The sequence below is a fragment of the Paraburkholderia tropica genome (genome assembly GCF_014171495.1).
GTDB lineage: Bacteria > Pseudomonadota > Gammaproteobacteria > Burkholderiales > Burkholderiaceae > Paraburkholderia > Paraburkholderia tropica.
In genome coordinates, this window is record NZ_CP049134.1 from 2,238,958 (window position 1) to 2,258,056 (window position 19,099).

Annotated in this window: 17 protein-coding genes and 2 tRNA genes; 13 read left to right on the top strand and 6 right to left on the bottom strand. The window is 66.7% G+C overall.

All coding sequences use genetic code 11. The features are described from left to right. Positions 1–42: 42 nt before the first annotated feature. Entirely contained in the window at positions 43–1,074 is a 1,032-nt protein-coding gene (locus tag G5S35_RS10050; RefSeq protein WP_183038837.1) for an RluA family pseudouridine synthase, read from the bottom strand. 854 nt (positions 1,075–1,928) lie between these two features. Here G5S35_RS10050 and G5S35_RS10055 point away from each other — a divergent pair. The 6 genes from G5S35_RS10055 (at position 1,929) to G5S35_RS10080 (ending at position 9,491) form a co-directional block, all read left to right on the top strand. Further along, positions 1,929–5,240: an Rne/Rng family ribonuclease gene (locus G5S35_RS10055; protein ID WP_183038263.1), complete on the top strand. Its 3,312-nt coding sequence runs from the start codon at positions 1,929–1,931 to the stop codon at positions 5,238–5,240. A gap of 218 nt (positions 5,241–5,458) precedes the next feature. After that, positions 5,459–6,571, top strand: coding sequence for a GTP 3',8-cyclase MoaA (gene moaA, locus G5S35_RS10060; RefSeq protein WP_124260881.1), 1,113 nt, complete (start codon positions 5,459–5,461; stop codon positions 6,569–6,571). A 7-nt stretch (positions 6,572–6,578) separates the two neighbouring features. Further along, entirely contained in the window at positions 6,579–7,238 is a 660-nt protein-coding gene (mobA, locus tag G5S35_RS10065; protein ID WP_183038264.1) for a molybdenum cofactor guanylyltransferase MobA, read from the top strand. Positions 7,239–7,345: 107 nt separating this feature from the next. Next, on the top strand, positions 7,346–8,668 hold the full coding sequence (gene moeA / locus G5S35_RS10070) for a molybdopterin molybdotransferase MoeA (RefSeq protein ID WP_183038265.1): 1,323 nt from the start codon (positions 7,346–7,348) through the stop codon (positions 8,666–8,668). Positions 8,669–8,733: 65 nt separating this feature from the next. Next, complete coding sequence (locus tag G5S35_RS10075; protein WP_065061294.1) at positions 8,734–9,009, top strand: hypothetical protein; 276 nt, start codon at positions 8,734–8,736, stop codon at positions 9,007–9,009. Continuing rightward, positions 9,009–9,491 (top strand): GNAT family N-acetyltransferase, encoded by a 483-nt coding sequence (locus tag G5S35_RS10080; RefSeq protein WP_065061293.1) that lies wholly within the window; start codon positions 9,009–9,011, stop codon positions 9,489–9,491. The genes G5S35_RS10075 and G5S35_RS10080 overlap by 1 nt, the downstream gene beginning before the upstream one ends. Positions 9,492–9,585: 94 nt before the next feature. Here G5S35_RS10080 and G5S35_RS10085 read toward each other — a convergent pair whose 3' ends face one another. From G5S35_RS10085 to pncB, 5 genes are all read right to left on the bottom strand, one after another. Next, positions 9,586–11,088: a DNA recombination protein RmuC gene (locus G5S35_RS10085; RefSeq protein ID WP_373681648.1), complete on the bottom strand. Its 1,503-nt coding sequence runs from the start codon at positions 11,086–11,088 to the stop codon at positions 9,586–9,588. Further along, the gene (locus tag G5S35_RS10090; protein ID WP_065061291.1) at positions 11,085–12,074 is read right to left on the bottom strand and encodes a 2-hydroxyacid dehydrogenase; all 990 of its coding nucleotides are present in this window, start codon (positions 12,072–12,074) and stop codon (positions 11,085–11,087) included. The genes G5S35_RS10085 and G5S35_RS10090 overlap by 4 nt, the downstream gene beginning before the upstream one ends. 152 nt (positions 12,075–12,226) lie before the next feature. Continuing rightward, complete coding sequence (locus G5S35_RS10095) at positions 12,227–13,639, bottom strand: sodium:proton antiporter (RefSeq protein WP_408583410.1); 1,413 nt, start codon at positions 13,637–13,639, stop codon at positions 12,227–12,229. Between the two features lie 40 nt (positions 13,640–13,679). Next, complete coding sequence (locus G5S35_RS10100) at positions 13,680–14,342, bottom strand: LutC/YkgG family protein (protein WP_074983853.1); 663 nt, start codon at positions 14,340–14,342, stop codon at positions 13,680–13,682. 149 nt (positions 14,343–14,491) lie between these two features. Continuing rightward, positions 14,492–15,694 carry a nicotinate phosphoribosyltransferase gene (gene pncB / locus G5S35_RS10105; RefSeq protein WP_065061289.1) on the bottom strand — a complete coding sequence of 401 codons (1,203 nt, stop codon included), beginning with the start codon at positions 15,692–15,694 and terminating at the stop codon, positions 14,492–14,494. A gap of 376 nt (positions 15,695–16,070) precedes the next feature. Here pncB and fdxA point away from each other — a divergent pair, with 376 nt between their 5' ends. The 7 genes from fdxA (at position 16,071) to G5S35_RS10140 (ending at position 19,037) form a co-directional block, all read left to right on the top strand. After that, positions 16,071–16,394 (top strand): ferredoxin FdxA, encoded by a 324-nt coding sequence (gene fdxA / locus G5S35_RS10110; protein WP_065061288.1) that lies wholly within the window; start codon positions 16,071–16,073, stop codon positions 16,392–16,394. 183 nt (positions 16,395–16,577) lie between these two features. Beyond that, positions 16,578–16,653: transfer RNA gene (locus G5S35_RS10115), tRNA-Asn, on the top strand. A gap of 83 nt (positions 16,654–16,736) precedes the next feature. After that, a tRNA-Asn gene (locus G5S35_RS10120) sits at positions 16,737–16,812 on the top strand. A 175-nt stretch (positions 16,813–16,987) separates the two neighbouring features. Further along, entirely contained in the window at positions 16,988–17,260 is a 273-nt protein-coding gene (locus G5S35_RS10125) for a CopG family ribbon-helix-helix protein (protein ID WP_065061287.1), read from the top strand. Next, positions 17,248–17,589: a type II toxin-antitoxin system RelE/ParE family toxin gene (locus G5S35_RS10130; RefSeq protein ID WP_237181278.1), complete on the top strand. Its 342-nt coding sequence runs from the start codon at positions 17,248–17,250 to the stop codon at positions 17,587–17,589. Before G5S35_RS10125 ends, G5S35_RS10130 begins: the two co-directional genes overlap by 13 nt. Beyond that, a complete protein-coding gene (locus tag G5S35_RS10135; RefSeq protein WP_074983855.1) occupies positions 17,586–18,086 on the top strand; it encodes a CreA family protein in 501 nt (166 codons plus the stop codon). Before G5S35_RS10130 ends, G5S35_RS10135 begins: the two co-directional genes overlap by 4 nt. Before the next feature lie 48 nt (positions 18,087–18,134). After that, entirely contained in the window at positions 18,135–19,037 is a 903-nt protein-coding gene (locus G5S35_RS10140) for an AraC family transcriptional regulator (protein ID WP_074983856.1), read from the top strand. The last annotated feature ends 62 nt before the right edge of the window (positions 19,038–19,099 follow it).

A 19,099-nucleotide genomic window follows, 5' to 3' on the forward strand; every position in this document is an offset into this window, starting at 1 on the left:
GCTTCGTTCCGCTTCCGGGTGGCGCGGCTTCGCGCCCCCGCGTCATTCCGGCTGCGCGGCGGCCTGGCTCTCGCCGTCCGCGCCTTCGCGCTGCGCGCGCAGTCCGTCGACGAAACTGCGCAGCTCCGGCGGCAGCGGCGCTTCGAACTGCAGCGTCTCGCCCGTGATCGGATGCGCGAGCTTAAGCCGGTGCGCATGCAGGAACATGCGCTTGAGGCCCGGCTTCGCGCCGGTGCGCGCCAGCGCCTTGTTGAGCGCGAAGTCGCCGTACTTGGCGTCGCCGAGGATCGGCAGGCCCAGATGCGCAAGGTGCACGCGGATCTGATGCGTGCGGCCGGTCTTCAGTTCCGCCTCGAGCAGCGCGTAATGCGGCCAGCGCTCGACGAGATTGAAAACCGTGTGCGACGGCATGCCGTCGGCCTGCACGCGCACGCGGCGCTCGCCTTCCGGGGTCAGATATTTATGCAGCGGCTCCTTGACCGCGCGACGGCGGCCCCAGTCGCTCGCCCAGTCGCCGTGGACGCAGGCGTAGTAACGTTTGTCGGTCTTGTTGTCGCGCATCTGCTCGTGCAGGCCGACCAGCGCCGCGCGCTTCTTGGCCAGCATCAGCACGCCGGACGTTTCGCGGTCGAGCCGGTGCACGAGTTCGAGGAATTTGCTGTGCGGACGCGCCTCGCGCAACTGTTCGATCACGCCGAACGCCACGCCGCTGCCGCCGTGCACGGCGACGCCCGCCGGCTTGTCGATGACGAGCATGGCGTCGTCCTCGAACAGGATCGGGAACTGGCCGGGCGGCACGGGCGCCGACGCCTGCGCCGGTTTTTCGGCGATGCGGATCGGCGGCACCCGCACGAGGTCGCCGAGTTCGAGCCGGTACTGCGCATCGACCCGGCCCTTATTCACGCGCACTTCCCCGCTGCGCAAAATGCGATAGATGTGGCTTTTCGGCACGCCTTTGCAGACGCGCAAAAGAAAATTATCGATCCGCTGACCCGCGGCGCCATCGTCGATTTCGACGATCGAAACCTGGTCGGCTGCGACCGGATTCTGGGATGTTTTGCCTAACCCTTTCATTCTGAATATAATTTGCCCAGCGCTGACGCGACGGTAGGCCAAACGGCCTAAAAGTTCCAGAACCATCCGATGGATACCCAAGGAGGTTCGACCGGACCTGAACCGCGCTGCACGCGCAGGCAGCAAGCGATAAACGGTTATTTTACTTGCGCCCGGGGCGGGTTGCTCACCCCGAAAGAAGAGATGCAACGAGTTGCACGCACGGAAATCCGCACGGCAGGGACGGCGCCCACAGGCACGTTCGGTCGGCGCGGCCTCCGACGGTAACGGAACATTGGTATAAAGAATTCATCCGTGGCGCGGCGCCGCGTGGTCGAAGTGACCGCGACGCCACGCCACGGTGGCGAAAATACGGCGAGCGCCCGAAGCGTCCCGGCAATGTGCGGGACATGGCGACGTCAAAGGTGGCGAGACACCCCGAGGGGGAAGACGGGCGTTCCTGAAGGCTTCCCATACGCGGTCCTGCTTTGATATCCAGGCCGCGAAGCTGATCCAGCCGCAAGCGCGCGCGGTTCGCCGCTGCGGTTTGTCTTCTGTTGCGTTCGTGCAAGGCGCAGTATGCCGCCGCCGCGCGCAGCAGTCGGATCGGAAGCGCAGGAAATCCGTGCCGTCGCACTTCCACGGCATGTCTGGCCGCTTGTTGAAGACGTATTTCGCATGTGCCCACGCGGCCCGTCCATGGCAACACAACGCCGGACCGGGCCCACACAAGGCAATTCTCCCCCCCAACGTTCCTGCTCCAGCGTGCTTGTGACAACACAATAAGGCGCGGCTTGCCGCTGCCGGCTTGCGTTCTGCCCGTCGAAGCGTCGGGCGCCCGCAGGCCGCGCGCAAAGCCGCACTGGAGCCGTTCAATGAAACGCATGCTGTTTAATGCGACACAGCAGGAAGAACTGCGTGTCGCCATCGTCGATGGACAGAAGCTCATCGACATCGACATCGAAACCGCCGGGCGCGAACAGCGCAAAGGCAACATCTACAAGGGCATCGTGACCCGCATCGAGCCCTCGCTCGAAGCGTGTTTCGTGAACTACGGCGAAGACCGCCACGGCTTCCTGCCGTTCAAGGAAGTCGCCCGCCAGTACTTCCGCGACGGCGTGGACATGCGCGGTGCGCGCATCCAGGACGCCCTCAAGGAAGGCCAGGAACTGATCGTCCAGGTCGAGAAGGAAGAGCGCGGCAACAAGGGCGCGGCCCTGACCACGTTCATCTCGCTCGCCGGCCGCTATCTGGTCCTCATGCCGAACAACCCGCGCGGCGGCGGCGTCTCGCGCCGCATCGAGGGCGACGACCGTCAGGAACTGCGCGAAACCATGGCGCAGCTGCAACTGCCGGAAGGCATGAGCATCATCGCGCGCACGGCCGGCATCGGCCGCTCCGCCGAAGAACTCCAGTGGGACCTGAACTACCTGCTGCAACTGTGGCGCGCCATCGAAGCGGCGTCGCAGGCGGGCACGACCGGTCAGCCCATGCTGATCTATCTGGAATCGAGCCTCGTGATCCGCGCGATCCGCGACTACTTCCAGCCCGACATCGGCGAAATCCTCATCGACACCACCGAAATCTATGACCAGGCGCGCGCCTTCATGGATATCGTGATGCCGGACAATGTCAGCAAGGTGAAGCGGTATCACGACGACGTGCCGCTGTTCTCGCGCTTCCAGATCGAACACCAGATCGAAACGGCGTACTCGCGCACGGTGCCGCTGCCCTCGGGCGGCGCGATCGTGATCGACCACACCGAAGCGCTGGTCGCCATCGACGTGAACTCGGCCCGCGCCACCAAGGGCGCCGACATCGAGGAAACCGCCGCGCGCACCAACCTCGAAGCCGCCGACGAAGTCGCGCGCCAGCTGCGTCTGCGCGACCTGGGCGGCCTGATCGTGATCGACTTCATCGACATGGAGTCGGCCAAGAGCCAGCGTGAAGTCGAGCAGCGCCTGAAAGACGCGCTGCGCCACGACCGCGCACGCGTGCAGATGGGCAAGATCTCGCGCTTCGGCCTGATGGAGCTGTCGCGCCAGCGTCTGCGCCCGGCCCTCTCGGAAGGCAGCCACGTCACCTGCCCGCGCTGTAACGGCACGGGTCATATCCGCGATACGGAATCGTCGGCGCTTCAGGTCCTGCGCATCATCCAGGAAGAAGCGATGAAGGAAAACACCGCGGCGATCCACTGCCAGGTGCCGGTCGAAGTGACCGCCTTCCTGCTGAACGAAAAACGTTCGGAAATCAACAAGATCGAGTCGCGCTTCAAGGTCGGCGTCGTGCTGATCCCGAACAAGCACCTCGAAACGCCGCACTACAAGCTCGAGCGTCTGCGTCACGACGATACGCGTCTGGACGACCCGCGCGCCTCGTGGAAGCTGGCCGAGGAAGCGGCTCGCGAGCTCGAATCGGAAACCGGCTACAGCAAGCGCAACGCCGAAGCCAAGCCGAAGCAGGAAGCCGCGGTCAAGGGCATCACGCCGGATCGTCCGGCGCCGTCCGCGCCCGTGAAGACGGTGGAAGCCATTCCGGCGGCCGCGCCCGTTGCGGCCGCACCGGCCGGTGGCGGTTTCTTCGGCTTCATCAAGCGCCTGTTCGGCGGCGCACCGGCTGCGGCTCCCGCACCGGCGCCGGTCCAGACGCAGGAAAAGGCCGCACGTCCGGCACGCGAAGGCCGTCCTGAGCGTGGCGACAAGGCCGCTTCGGGCGATCGCAACCGTAACCGCCGCACCGGTGGCCGCGACGCGGCAGGCCGTGGCGAAGGCACGAGCGGCACGCGCGGCGGTCAACCGTCGGGCCGTCGCGAGGAACGCGAACCGCGCGAAGGCCGCGAACCACGCGAAGGCCGCGAGCCGCGTGAGGCACGCGAAGCCCGTGAGCCGCGTGAACAACGCGAGCCGCGCGAGGCACGCGAAGCCCGTGGCAATCGTGAACCGCGCGAGCCGCGTGAAGCACGCGAACCGCGCGAGGCACGTGAGCCGCGTGAACAACGCGAACCGCGTGAATCCCGTGGCGAGCGCGTCGAACGAGTCGAACGCGGTCAGGACCGCAGCGAATCCGGCGAAACGCCGGCACGCGGCGAGCGCCGTGAACGCGGCGAGCGTGGCGAACGCCGCCGCTCGCAGCAGAACGAGGCCGCCGAGGCGCAGGAAGCCCGTCTCGACGCCGCAGGTGCAGGCGCCGACAGCGAAACCGCTGAAGCCGCTCAAGCCGCACTCACCGACGGCGTGAGCCAGTCGGGCGCCGACGAAGATGGCGCATCGCCGCAAGGTGAAGAGCGTCGTCGTCGCCGTCGCGGCCGCCGTGGCGGTCGTCGCGAGCGCGATGCGGATGGCACGGTAACGAACGAAGGCGCGTCGGAAGACGGCGCATCGGGCGAAGAAGGCGTTGATGCAGGTATCGACGCGCCGGTCGCCGAACAGGCTGCTGTCGAGTCGATCCAGACGGAAACGGCGGTCGTGACCGCCCTGCCGGTCGCCGCTGCTGCTGCAGTCGCTGTCGAGGCTGTCGAAACGAAGGCCGTCGAAGCCGCACAGGAAGCGCCGCAAGCCGCTCCCGCGCCGGTTGAAACCGTCGCGCCGGCAGCCGTGGAAACGACCGCACCGGCCGCGCCCGCAGCGCCTGTCGAGCACGTTGCGCCGGTTGCTCCGGTTGTCGTTGAACCCGCGGCACCGGCCGCGCCGGTTGAAGCGCCGGTCGAAGCTGCGGCTCCGGTCGTCGTGGCGGTTCCGGCTGAAACGCCGGCCGTCGCTGCCGAGATCCCGGCACCGCGTGAAGACCGCGTCGAAGCACCGACGTCCGAGGAAGTTGCGCCGGCAGCCGCCGTTGCACAGCCCGAGCCGGTCGAAACGCGCGTGGCGCCGGTCGAAGCCGCACCGGCTGCCGTGACGCCGGTTCAGGCCCCCGTCGAAGCGCCGGCTCAGGCCGCGCCGGTCGCCGCGCCCGCCGCTCAGCGTCCGGTCCAGGTGACGACGGCCAGCGCCGCGTCGACCGACTCGCTCGACACGATGCTGGCCAGCGCCGGCCTCGTCTGGGTGAACACCGACGCCGACAAGCTGCGCGCTTCGCAAGACGCCGCCGCGCAAGTGGCCAGACCCGCGCGCGCACCGCGCGAGCGCAAAGCACTCCCGCCGGTCGACAGCACGCCGATGCAGCAAGTGGAAACCGGCCGCCACCAGTAAGGCGGCGAGCGGCGCCGGGCGGATCTCACGAGATTTTCGCGAGATCCGCCCGGCCCGCCCCACCCCGGTCTGTACGCCCATCGCAGTGCAGCAAAAGCCCGCCACCTCTCGGCGGGCTTTTTTTTGATATATCAGCGTTCTCCCTCGTCCATGCCCAAAGGGCGCTTCGGCTAAAATCGAACTATCGCGAGCGCGAAACCAGCGAGTTCGAAACCAACATGTCCCGACGCATCATCCCCGTAGCCGACGCCCGATCGCTGCCGCCCCGGCTGGCGGCCGACGCCGTGCGCGCACCGACGGGCGAGGTGGTCGACGCGCTGGCGCGGCCGCTGCGTGACCTGCGCATCTCGGTGACGGACCGCTGCAACTTCCGCTGCGTCTACTGCATGCCGCGCGCGGTGTTCGACAAGGACTACCCGTTCCTCCCGCATTCGGCCCTGCTCACGCTCGAGGAAATCGAACGTCTGGCGCGGCTTTTTGTCGCGCAGGGCGTCACCAAGATTCGTCTCACGGGCGGCGAGCCGCTGCTGCGCAAGAACATCGAATTCCTGATCGAGCGGCTCGCGGCGCTGCGCACGGTCGACGGCACGCCGCTCGATCTCACGCTCACCACCAACGGCTCGCTGCTGGCCCGCAAGGCGCGCGCGCTGCGCGACGCGGGTCTCACGCGCGTGACCGTGAGTCTCGACGCGCTCGACGACACCCTGTTTCGCCGCATGAACGACGCCGACTTCTCGGTCGCCGACGTGCTGGGCGGCATCGAGGCCGCGCAGGCCGTCGGGCTCGCACCGATCAAGGTGAACATGGTCGTCAAGCGCGGCACCAACGACAGCGAAATCGTCCCGCTCGCGCGCCACTTCCGCGGCTCGGGCGTGACGCTGCGCTTCATCGAATACATGGATGTCGGCGCCACGAACGGCTGGAACATGGCCGAAGTGCTGCCGTCCGCCGACGTGGTCGCACGCATTGCCGAACACTTCCCGCTTGTGCCGCTCGACGCGCACAGCGCCGCCGAAACCGCCCAGCGCTGGGGTTACGCCGATGGCGCGGGCGAGATCGGCACGATCTCCAGCGTCACGCGCGCGTTCTGCGGCGACTGCACGCGCGCGCGCCTCTCGACTGAAGGCAAGCTGTACCTGTGCCTGTTCGCTTCGATGGGCTACGACCTGCGCGCGTTGTTGCGCAGCGACGCGAGCGATGTCGGCATTGCCGCGGCGATCGCCCAGGTCTGGCAGCAGCGCGGCGACCGCTATTCGCAGTTACGCGGCAGCGCCGACGCCCCCGCACCCAGCGAAGAACGCCGCATTGAAATGTCCTACATCGGCGGCTGAGCCGCGCATGAACGCTCCCCTTCCCGTTTCGTCGATCACCGGGCTCGTCCTCGCGGGCGGCCGCGGCCAGCGCATGGGCGGCGCCGACAAAGGCTTGCAGATGCTGCATGGCCAGCCGCTCGCCGCGCACGTGCTCGCGCGCCTCGCGCCGCAAGTCGGCGCGCTCATGATCAGCGCGAATCGCAACCGCGATACTTACGCCGGACTGGGCGCGCCGTGGCAGGCGCGCGTGATCGCCGATACGCTCACCGATTTTCCGGGCCCGCTCGCGGGATTGCTCGCGGGACTGCGCGCCGTGTCGCAAAACAAAGCGGGCGCCGATGCGCGCACAGAAGCGCCCATCGAATGGCTGCTGAGCGCGCCGTGCGATTCGCCGTGGCTGCCCGCCGACCTCGCCGTGCGCCTCGCGGATGCCGCGCGTGTGCAAGGCGTGCCGATCGCGACCGCGACCACGACCGACGCTGCGGGCGAAGTCTCGCTGCATCCCGTTTTCGCGCTCGTGCACGTCTCGCTCGCCGACGACCTCGCGGCCTTTCTGGACGCGGGCGAGCGCAAGGTGCGTGCGTGGTACGCGCGCCACAAGGCGGCCGAAGTCGCCTTTGCCGACGAGCGTGCGTTTTACAATATCAATTCATTTCAGGAACTCGCCGACCTCGACCGTGCCTGACGTGCGCAACCGGACACCCGCCGCGCGCCGCCAGCCGCCGGCCCACCTGGCCCGCCTCCCAGGACGATCGCCGCACCCAATGTGCGGATGCGACGCTTCTCCACTCGATGACCACGCTTAACACTTTCTCCGGTAGCGCCGCGAGCCTCAGCCAGTTCGATCCTCAAGCCTTGCCCGTCAGCGCCGCTCAAGCCATTGTGCTGCAGTGGGTGACGCCGCTGGCCGGGAGCGAACGCGTGCCGCTGCGCGAAGCGCTCGCGCGCGTGCTGGCCGTCGATGTGATCTCGCCGATCGACGTGCCCGCGCACGACAACTCGGCGATGGACGGTTACGCGTTCGACAGCGCGGCGCTCGCGCAGGCCGCACAAGACGGCGCGCTCACGCTGACGATCGCCGGCAAGGCGTTCGCGGGGCATCCCTACCTCGGCGACGTGGCGCGCGGCGCGTGCGTGCGCATCATGACCGGCGCGCCGATGCCCGCCGGCTGCGACACCGTCGTGCCGCAGGAGCGCGTGACGCTCGACCAGACCGGCGAATCCGCGTCGATCCGCTTCAGCGCGCGCGACAGCTCGCCCGGCGCGAACCGCCGCCGCCGGGGCGAAGACCTCGCGCGTGGCGGCGTGGCGCTGCGCGCGGGCCGCGAGCTGCGCGCCTCCGACATCGGCTTGCTGGCCTCGCTGGGTCTCGTCGAAGTCGAGGTGAAGCGACGCCTGCGCGTGGCCTTCTTTTCGACCGGCGACGAACTGCGCTCGCCCGGCGAGCCGCTCGATGCCGGCTGCATCTACGACAGCAACCGCTACACGCTCGGCGCGATGCTGCGCCGCCTGAATGTCGAGGCCATCGATCTCGGCATGGTGCGCGACGAGCCCGACGCGCTCGCCGCCACGCTCAAGCAGGCCGCCGCGAGCGCCGACGTCGTGCTCACCTCGGGCGGCGTCTCGGTCGGCGAAGCCGATTTCACGCGCACCCAACTGCAAACGCTCGGCGACGTCACGTTCTGGGGCCTCGCCATGCGCCCGGGCCGCCCGCTGGCGTTCGGCCGCATCTGGTCCGGCGGGCATCCGGGCGCGGGTCGACCGGCGCTGCTGTTCGGCCTGCCCGGCAACCCGGTCGCGACCATGGTCAGCTTCTACCAGATCGTGCGCCCCGCCCTGATCGCCATGTCGGGCGCGACGCCGCAGCCGGTGCCGCTGATTCCCGCGCGCTGCGAAGCGCCGATCAAAAAGCGCGCAGGCCGCACCGAATTCCAGCGCGGCGTCGCCGAACGCGACGCGCGCGGCCAGTGGCGCGTCACGCCCACCGGCTCGCAAAGCTCCGGCGCGCTCAGCACGATGAGCGAAGCCAACTGCTTCATCGTGCTCGCGCACGAATCCGCCGATCTCGACGCCGGCGACGCCGTCGACGTCATGCTCTTTGACGGGCTCGTCTAGCGCGCGCGCCCCACTTCCAGCCATCCTGTACACGCTACGTCCATTCGACCTACGGACCGACTTCCATGAAAAAACAGATCTCGTTCATCGCCGCGGGGCAAACCGCCAAAGCGCTCATCCTCGTCTACCTCACGTTCAGCGTGCCGATCGTGCTGCTCGTCGCGGTGGTCGCCTTCTTCCGCTACGGCACCTTCGAACTCGGCACCGTGTTCAGCGCGCTGATCCTCAATGCGATCGTCGGCTTCGTGCTGCTGTGGATCGCCTGCCATCTGTACAACTGGGTGGCGTCGCGCTTCGGCGGCATCGAAATCCATCTCTCCGACGTACCCGAGGAAGCGTAATGGCGGCCACGATCCGCGCGGCCACGGCCGGCGACGTGAGCGCCATGCACGCGCTCATGTACCAGCTCGCGGAATTCGAGAAGCTCACGCACCTGTTCACCGGCACGCCGGAACTGCTGGCCGACGCGCTGTTCGGCGCGCATCCGGCCGCTGAAGCACTGGTCGCCGACGACGCCGGCAAGATCGTCGGCTATGCGCTGTTCTTCCATAACTACTCCACGTTTCTGGGCCGCCGCGGCCTCTATCTCGAAGACCTCTATATCGAGCCGACGCAGCGCGGCACGGGTCTGGGCACCGCTATGCTGCGCAAGCTCGCGGCCATCGCCGTGGAGCGCCAATGCGCGCGCTTCGAGTGGAGCGTGCTCGACTGGAACGAGCCGGCCATCCGCTTCTACGAGAAGATGGGCGCGACGGTCTTCCCCGACTGGCGCGTGGTGCGCGTGACGGGCGACGCGCTCGACAAGCTCGCCGTGCAGAGCTGACACGCGTCTCGCGACGCAAGTCACATGAAAAACGGGCCGTCCGCAGCGTTGCGGACGGCCCGTTTTTCATAGGGGCGCAGGAATACCGCGGGCTCTACTCTTCCCCGCCAGGCAGCGCGTCGCCGAGCAGATTCGACGCCTCTTCGCCCGGCAACGCCTCCACGTCGCGCAGCTTGCGATTCATCGCGCGCGTGCGCACTTCGGCGGCCTCGATCGAGCGCGTGACCGTTTCCAGCTGCGTCTTCGTGCGCGCGAGCACGTCGCCGAACTTGCCGAACTCGGTCTTCACCGCGCCCAGCACCTGCCACACCTCGCTCGACCGTTGCTCGATAGCGAGCGTGCGAAAGCCCATCTGCAGACTGTTGAGCAGCGCCGTGAGCGTGGTCGGCCCGGCGACAGTCACGCGGAAGTCGCGCTGCAGCACATCGGTCAAACCGGGGCGACGCAGGATTTCCGCGTACAGCCCTTCGGTCGGCAAAAACAGCAGCGCGAAGTCGGTCGTGTGCGGCGGCGCGACGTATTTCTCGGCGATGGTGCGAGCCTCGGCGCGCACGCGCGTTTCGAGCGCCCGCCCCGCTTCCTCGATGCCCGCGAGATCGGCACGCTCCTGCGCGTCGATGAGGCGCTCGTAGTCCTCGCGCGGAAACTTCGCGTCGACGGGCAGCCAGACCGGCGCGCTGTCCGGTGCACCGGCCTTGATACCCTTGCCCGGCAAGCGGATCGCAAACTCGACGCGATCGTTGCTGCCCGGCACGGTCGCCACGTTCTTCGCGAACTGGTCGGGCGTGAGCATCTGCTCGAGCAGCGCTTCGAGCTGCACCTCGCCCCACGTGCCGCGCGTTTTCACGTTCGTCAGCACTTTCTTCAGATCGCCCACGCCGGCAGCCAGCGTCTGCATTTCGCCGAGCCCGCGATGCACCTGCTCCAGCCGGTCCGAGACCAGCTTGAAGGATTCGCCAAGACGCTGTTCGAGCGTGGCGTGCAGCTTTTCGTCGACGGTGCGGCGCATCTCTTCGAGCTTCGCCGCGTTGTTCGCCTCGATGTCCTTGAGACGCTGTTCGAGCGTCGCGCGCACTTCGGCAAAACGCCGGTCGTTCGCTTCGGTCAGTTGCGCGAGCTGCTGACCGAGCACGGTGCCGAAGTGCCGCAGCGCCGTGGCTTGCTCCTCGCGCGCCTGCTGCGCCTGCACGTGCAGGCTCTGGCGCACGGCATCGAGTTGCTGCGCGTTGCTCTCGGTGAGCTTGACGAGCTGCTGCGCGAAACCGTCGATCTGGCCGTTCTGCACGGTCGCGATGCTCGTGAGATGCGCCGCGAGCGCCTGCTGCACCTGCGCAAAACCGCCGCCGAATTCGCTGCGCGAAGCCTGCGCCGTGCGCGCGATCTCGTTGCGCAACTCGCGCTCGATGCGTTCTGCCGCGCGCGCCTGCGTGTCGGTCGATGCCGCGAGACGGTCGCTCAGTTGATCGAGCGCGTCGAGTGCGGCTTCGTCGTGCGCGCCGCCGCGCGCGCGCAGCAGCACGATCACGGCGAACGCAAGCACGACCGCCAGCACGGCGAGCGCCGCCAACACCAGCGCCATCAACGACTCAGCACTCATGCGCGCGCTTTCCCGATCACCGCCGGATTGATCGCATTGGGCGGCTGGCCCGCGCGCGGACCTTGACCCAACCCGGCGATCAGATTGTCGGCAGCGAGGTTGGCCATCGCGCGGCGCGTGGCCTCGCTCGCGCTTGCGATATGCGGCGTGAGGACGACGTTTTCGACTTCGAGCAGCGCCGGATGCACGCTCGGCTCACCCTCGAACACGTCGAGACCCGCGGATGCGATGCGGCGCTCGCGCAGCGCCTGCGCCAGCGCCGCGTCGTCGACGATGCCGCCGCGCGCGATGTTGGTGAGCGTGGCCGTGGGCTTCATGAGCGCGAGTTCGGCCGCGCCGATCGTGTGATGGTTTTCCGGCGTGTACGGCAGCACCAGTACGACGTGATCGGCCTCTTTGAGCAGATCTTCCTTCGAGCGATATTCCGCGTTCAGCTCGCGCTCGATCTCGGGCGCGACACGCGAACGGTTGTGATAGATCACGCGCATGTTGAAGCCGCGCGCGCGGCGCGCGAGCGCCTGGCCGATCCGGCCCATGCCGATCACGCCGAGCGTCGCGCCGTGGATGTCCGCGCCGAGAAACATGTCGAACGACCACTTCTGCCACTTGCCCGCGCGCAGGTAATGCTCCGATTCGGTCACGCGGCGCGCGGCGGCCATCATCAGGGCCCAGCCGAAGTCGGCGGTGGTTTCGTTCAGCACGTCGGGCGTGTTGGTGCCGAGCACGTTCGCGGCGTTGAACGCGGCCATGTCGAAATTGTTGTAGCCCACGGCCATGTTCGAGACCACGCGCAGACGCGGCGCGGCGGCGAAGGTCGAGGCGTCGACAGGGTCGCCCATCGTGATCGCGCCGTCCTTGTCGGCGAGTCGCGCCTTGAGCGCTTCGGCGGACAGCGTTTCGCCGTTGTTCCAGTCGACGTCGAAATACTGCTTGAGACGGTCGATCACGTCCGGAAAGATCGGGCGCGCCACGAGAATCTTTTGCATCGTTACTCTCCACACTACTGAGGTTGATCCGGAAGCCCGCCGGGGGCGGCCTGGGCGTTATTGTTCCGCATTCTCCCGCGCGGCCGCGCATCGGCATAGTCGGCCGAATGGCTAATCCGCCAGATCCGCGCGCGTATCAGGTATCAGACGAATCAGGCGAAAAAGAGCCAGGTCGCGGCCGCAAACACGGGCGTGAGCACCACGCTCGACCAGCCAAGATAGCCGAAGAAGCCCGGCATGCGCACGCCGCGCTGCTGCGCGATCGCCTTCACCATGAAGTTCGGCGCGTTGCCGATATAGGTCACCGCGCCCATCCACACGGCGCCCGCCGAGATCGCGGCGAGCGTTTTCGCGCCGCCCGTCATGAGCGCCTGCGCGTCGCCGCCCGCGAGATTGAAGAACACGAGATAGGTGGGCGCGTTGTCGAGAAACGACGACAGCAGCCCCGTCGCCCAGAAATACAGCGCGTCGTTCGGGCGGCCCGGCGCATCGTTAACAAAGGCGATCAGCGAGGCGAACGCACCCGCCTCGCCCGCGCGCAGCATCGCGATCACCGGCGTGATCGTCACGAAAATGCCTGCGAACAGCTTCGCCACTTCGGCAATCGGCGCCCAGTCGAAACCGTTGTCGGCACGCGCCTGCCGCGACGTGAACACGTACGACACGACTGCCAGCACGATCAGTCCGGCATCGCGCACGGCGTTTTGCAGTTCGATGCGCGCACCCGCCAGCTCGACGCCGATGCCCGGCTTCCAGAGCCCGCTCATGAGCACGAGCGCGATCACGCCCGCGAGCAGCGCGAAGTTGGCCTTGCCGCCGATGCCGAGCCGTCCGGTGTCGGGCGTCGGATCGAGGAACGGCGCGCGCGCTTCGCCGGCGCTTCGGAACAGCCACGTATCGAGCAGAAAGAACGCGACGAGCAGCACGCCGCAGACGAACAGCATCGGCAGCGCGAGATGTTGCGCGGTCCAGAAAAAGCCGACGCCGTTGAGAAAACCGAGGAACAGCGGCGGATCGCCGAGCGGCGTGAGCGAACCGCCCGCGTTCGCCACGAGGAAGATGAAGAACACGACCACGTGCGTGTTGTGGCGGCGATTGTCGTTGGCGCGCAGCAGCGGGCGGATCAGCAGCATGGCCGCGCCGGTCGTGCCCATCACGCTCGCGAGCACGGTGCCGAGCGCGAGGATCGCGGTATTGGTGCGCGGCGAGCCGTGCAGATTGCCGTACACGCAGATGCCGCCCGCGATCGTATAGAGCGCGCCGAGCAGTACGATGAACGGCACGTATTCGTCGACGAGCGCATGCAGAAAGAGCGGAACCGTGACGCCAACGCCGTGCGACGCCGCGAACGGCACGAGAAACGCGAGCGCCCACGCCGCCGAAATCTTGCCGAAATGGCGATGCCAGAACGTGGCCGCGAACATCGGGAACAGTGCGATCGAGAGCAGCATGCAGGCGAACGGCAAGCCCCAGGTCGCGGAGAGTGTCGCGCCGTCGACGCCACTCGATGCGTGCGCCGTGCTGGCGCCGCACGCGAGCAGCGCCGCGAGCGACTGCGCAAGGATCCGCTTCGTGTTGCGTGCCGCGCGGCTATCCGTCAACGCGTCACGCTCCCTGCACGACGATCACGTGCACGCGATACGGCCCGTGAGCCCCGAGCACGATGGTCTGTTCGATGTCGCCGGTGCGCGACGGCCCCGAGACGAAATTGACCGCGCGCGGCAGCTCGCCGCGTTCGGCGCGCATGAGCGCGAAGGCGTCCTCGTGACCCGCGACGATGCGCGAGGCCGGCACGACGGCGATGTGCGTTTCGGGCAGCAGCGCGCCCGACGCCCAGGTTTGCGGACCCGACAGCAGCACCAGCGTGCCGGTCTCGGCAGTGGCGCAGAAACAGCCCGTGAGGCCGACGAGATCGCGATCTTCGGGCTTGCGAAACGCGACCGTGAGCCCCGCCGAAGTCCAGTCGAACGATTCGAGCGTCTCCCAGGCGACAGCCTGCGTGGGCAACTGGAGCGAGGCGAGATAGCGCGCCGCGGCGGCGGGCACGTCGGCGAGCTGCGCGACCTCCTCGACCGTGGATGCCATCTTCTTCGCCTCGACGACGAAACGCGCGACGAGGTCGCCTTCCATCGGCGGACGCGGCCCTTGTGGATGCCGCGCGAGATAGTCGGCCACGGTTTCCCGTTCGTGCGCGGCGGGCGTTGCATCGCGACCCTGAGCGGCGCGGATGCGCGCGAGCATGCTGCGGCGGGCGGCCGTGGTGTCCATGTGCGTCCTCGTCAAAAGAAGAAAAGCGACGCGCCGATTATACCGGCGCGTCGCTCGTATTCCGGCGCGCTATCCCGCGCTATCCCGCGTATGAAGCGCGCGTCGCCCGCGTGTTGCGTGCGTGTTCCGTAAGTATTGCGTGCGCGAACTTACTTGCCCGCGCACTCCACTTCGGTCGGCTGCTCGATGCCGAACACCTGACGCAGATACGCGAGATAGGCCTTGTCGTCGCACATGTTCTTGCCCGGCGAATCGGACAGTTTGGCGACCGGCTGACCATTGCAGCGGACCATCTTGATGACGATCTGCAGCGGCTGATAGCCGAGGTCGTTGGTGAGGTTCGTGCCCACGCCGAACGCGAGACGGCAACGGTCCTTGAAGCGCTCGTACAGACGCAGCACCTTGGGAATGTCGAGCGCGTCCGAGAAGATCATGGTCTTCGTACGGGCGTCGACGCGGTTCTCCTCGTAGTGCTTGAGCAGACGCTCGCCCCACTCGAACGGATCGCCCGAATCGTGGCGCGCGCCGTCGAAGAGCTTGCAGAAGTACATGTCGAAGTCGCGCAGGAACGCCTGCATGCCATACACGTCCGACAAGGCGATGCCGAGGTCGCCGCGATACTCCTTCGCCCACATCTCGAAGCCGTAGATCTGCGAATCGCGCAGACGCGGTCCGAGCGCCTGGCACGCCTGCAGATACTCGTGCGCCATCGTGCCGAGCGGCGTGAGGTTGTGCTTCATCGCGTAGTAGACGTTGCTCGTGCCCGTGAACTGCTCGCCGAGATCTTCCTTGAGCGTAAGGATCACCTCTTCGTGCCAGCGCTTCGAGAAGCGGCGGCGCGTGCCGTAATCGGCGATCTTGCAGTCGGCGAACTCGGGCTTCGCGCCGAGCAGCTCGATCTTGCGGCGCAGACGCTCGCGGCCCTCTTCGTATTGCGGATGATGCTGCGTGTTGCGGAAATACACCTCGTTGACGATCGCGAGCACCGGAATCTCGAAGAGGATCGTGTGCAGCCACGGCCCCTTGATCTCGATGTCGATTTCGCCGTTGTTCTTCGGCGACGGCGTGACGGAGATGTACTTTTCGTTCAGATGGAACAGCGCGAGGAAGTCGACGAAATCGCCCTTCACGAAGCGCATCTTGCGCAGATACTCGAGTTCGGGCTCGGCGAAACGCAGACGGCAGAGCTTGGAAATTTCACTGCGGATTTCGTCGACGTACGGCACGAGGTCGACATCCGGCGTGCGGCAGCGGAAGCGATATTCGACGTTGGCCGCGGGGAAATGATGCAGCACCACCTGCATCATCGTGAATTTGTACAGATCGGTATCGAGCAGCGAAGTAATGACCATGATTGACTAGCCGGACTGCAATCGGAGGATGCATGCCTCGTTTTCCGAACCGCCACGCGCCTTCCGGGGCTCGCGGCGACGCCGTCGGAAGGCGGGCATCAGCGGTGCGCTCATGTTACCCGAATGCGGCATTCGGACGCGGGCTTGCATGCACGTCCGTGGCGCGCGCAGGGATATTGCGCAAAAAATCGGCCGCCACTTGCGCGCCTTTCGCATTTGCGCGGGCCAAGGCGGCACCGCATAAACTAATCACGAAACGATATAAAAGGCGCGCCGGCGGTGTGGATAGGGAAATTCCCATTCAGTTACAATACCGCTTTTGGCGCGCGTCAATCCAGCGCCATCCCCAATACAAAAGCTTGCAGGAGCTGCCTGAATGACCCACGTTGTGACCGAAAGCTGCATCAAGTGCCGCTATACCGACTGCGTCGATGTGTGCCCGGTGGACTGCTTTCGCGAAGGTCCCAACTTCCTCGCGATCGACCCGGACGAGTGCATCGACTGCGCCGTGTGCGTGGCTGAGTGCCCGGTGAACGCCATTTACGCCGAAGAAGATGTGCCTGGCGACCAGCAGGATTTCATCGCGCTGAACGCCGATCTCGCCAAGAACTGGCCGAGCATCACGAAAACCAAGGCTGCCCTGCCGGAAGCCGAGGAATTCAAGGACATCAAGGACAAGCTCGCGCTGCTCGAGCGCTAAGCCGCGTTCAACCACGGTCCGGGGCCGCGCCGCCCGTCCATTTGTCGACACGTCACCACGTCACCCGAGGACGGACAATCCGTCGAACAATCCTTTTGAAGGAGGATTGTTTTAAAAAGATGGCGACAAGGTGTTGACAGACTCCGCCAGGCCCCATAGAATCTCGTTCTCTGCTTTTGTTGATCCCCGATAGCTCAGTCGGTAGAGCGCCGGACTGTTAATCCGTAGGTCCCTGGTTCGAGCCCAGGTCGGGGAGCCAAGATTCGCAAAAGCCCGTTCGTGTTGAACACCGCGCATAACGGGCTTTTTCATGAAGTTAAAAAGTTGTAGTTGTACTGCTGTTCCCCGATAGCTCAGTCGGTAGAGCGCCGGACTGTTAATCCGTAGGTCCCTGGTTCGAGCCCAGGTCGGGGAGCCAAAATATAAAGCCGTTGCGTTTTTGCGCAACGGCTTTTTTCTTTTGGGCGTGCGTGACTGACGCATGGCGCGCCCTCTCCCTTTTGCGACATCAAACACTCGCCCGACTGACCGCGATGGCAGCCAGTCAACTGGTGTAGTATCGACAGGTAATACCCGCTAACGGGGCACGCCTCATGTCCATTTCCATCAAGCTCGACGACGAACTCAAGGACCGCATCCAGCATATCGCGGGCCTTCAGCATCGCACGCCGCACGCCGTGATGCGCGAAGCCATCGCGCAATACGCCGAGCGCGAAGAAGCGCGCGAGCGGTTCACGCAGGAAGCGCTCGCGTCATGGCAGCACTATCAGCAATCCGGCCGTCACCTGAATGGCGACGAGGTGCGCGCGTGGCTGGGCGACTGGGGCACGGATGACGAACTCCCCGCGCCGGAATGCCACGACTGATCGTCACTCAGCGCGCCATTGAAGGATTGGAGCGCTGTCGGCGGTTTCTGTCTCGAAAAACACCCGAAGCCTCGCGGCGCGCAGCACAAGTCATCGATCAACATTTCCGGGCGCTTGAAGCCACGCCAGCGATTGGCCGACCAATCGAGGCCACACCCGGACTTCGCGAACTGGTCATTCCATTCGGCGATACGGGCTACGTCGCTCTCTCTGCACCCTCCCGGCGACGACACCCTCTATGTCCTGGCCTTCCGCCATCAACGAGAACCCGGTTACTAGCGCCGCCCTGCCCGATAATGACACCTCGTCACTCCCGGGAATCCGCATGAAATCCATCCGCCTTGCCCCGACGCTGTCCGCCGCGTTCACTGCCGCATTCACCGCGGCGCTCGCCTGCGCATCGGGCATCGCGCACGCCGAACAGATCGGCAGCGTGAACACCAACTTCCGCATGACCGGCTCCGACAAGGTCGTCGTCGAGGCCTACGACGACCCCGCCGTGAGCGGCGTCACCTGCTACGTGTCGCGCGCGCGCACCGGCGGCGTGAAGGGCACGCTCGGCATCGCCGAAGATCCCACCGAAGCATCGATCGCCTGCCGCCAGGTCGGCCCGATCAGCTTCGGCGCGCCGCTCAAGCAACAAGCCGACGTGTTCAACGAGCGCATGTCGTTTCTCTTCAAGACGCTGCATGTGGTGCGCGTGGTCGATACCAAGCGCAACGCGCTCGTCTACCTGACCTATAGCGACCGCGTCGTGAGCGGCAGCGCGAAGAACAGCGTCACCGCCGTGCCGATGCCCGCCGGCACGACCATTCCGGTGCGCTAAACTGGTCTTCCACGCCGCCTGAAAGCCGACTGACTGGCCGCCGTCTCCATGAACCTTCCCCGTTTTCGCGATTCCGCCCGTTACTGGCGCTCGCCGCTGCTGCCCGGCGGGGATCTGCTGACGGCCGAATATCACGATCACACGTTCTCGCCGCACTGGCACGAGGCGTACACGGTGCCCGTGATCGAGGACGGCGCGGAGTGCTTCCGCTATCGCGGCGCGCATCATGTGGCGGAAACCGGCACGGTGCCGGTCATCAATCCGGGCGAGGTGCATACCGGTTCGCGCGCCGTCGACGAAGGCTGGCGCTATCGCGTGATCTACCTGCCGGTCGATTATCTGCACGGTCTCGCGGCGGAAATTGCGGGCCGCGAGCAGCCGCTGCCGTGGTTCGGCGCCGATGTGATCCGCGATCCCGATCTCGCGCAGCGGCTCTCGTACGCGCATCGTCTGCTCGAAGCCGACGCCGATGCGCGGCGCGCCGATCCGGAGCCCCGAACCGCGCCCGGCGGCAACGCCAGCGCGCTCGCCCTACCCGCGCCCGACCCGCTCGCCGTCGAAGACGCGTTGCTCGACGCGCTCGCGACCTTGCTCACGCGCCACGCCCGCACCCGCGAAGCGCCGATCGGGCCGCACGTCAACGACCCGCGCGTCGAGACCATGAAGGCGCTGCTGGCCGCCGACCTGCCCGCGCCGCTGCGCGTCGCCGATCTCGCCCAGGCGGTCGGCCTGTCGCCGTTCCACGCCACGCGTCTCTTCACCCAGGCGACCGGTCTGCCGCCGCACGCATGGCGCACGCAACTGCGCCTGCAACGCGCACTCGGGCCGCTGCGCGCGGGTGCGTCGGTCGCCGACGTGGCCGCCGCCAGCGGTTTCGCCGATCAAAGCCATTTCACGCGCCATTTCCGCCGCATGTTCGGTGTGCCGCCGGGACGCTGGCAGTCGTCCTGAGCGCTTTACTGCGCGCTTTACTGCGCGCTTTACTGAGCGCTTGACTGCGCGTCATCCGGAAC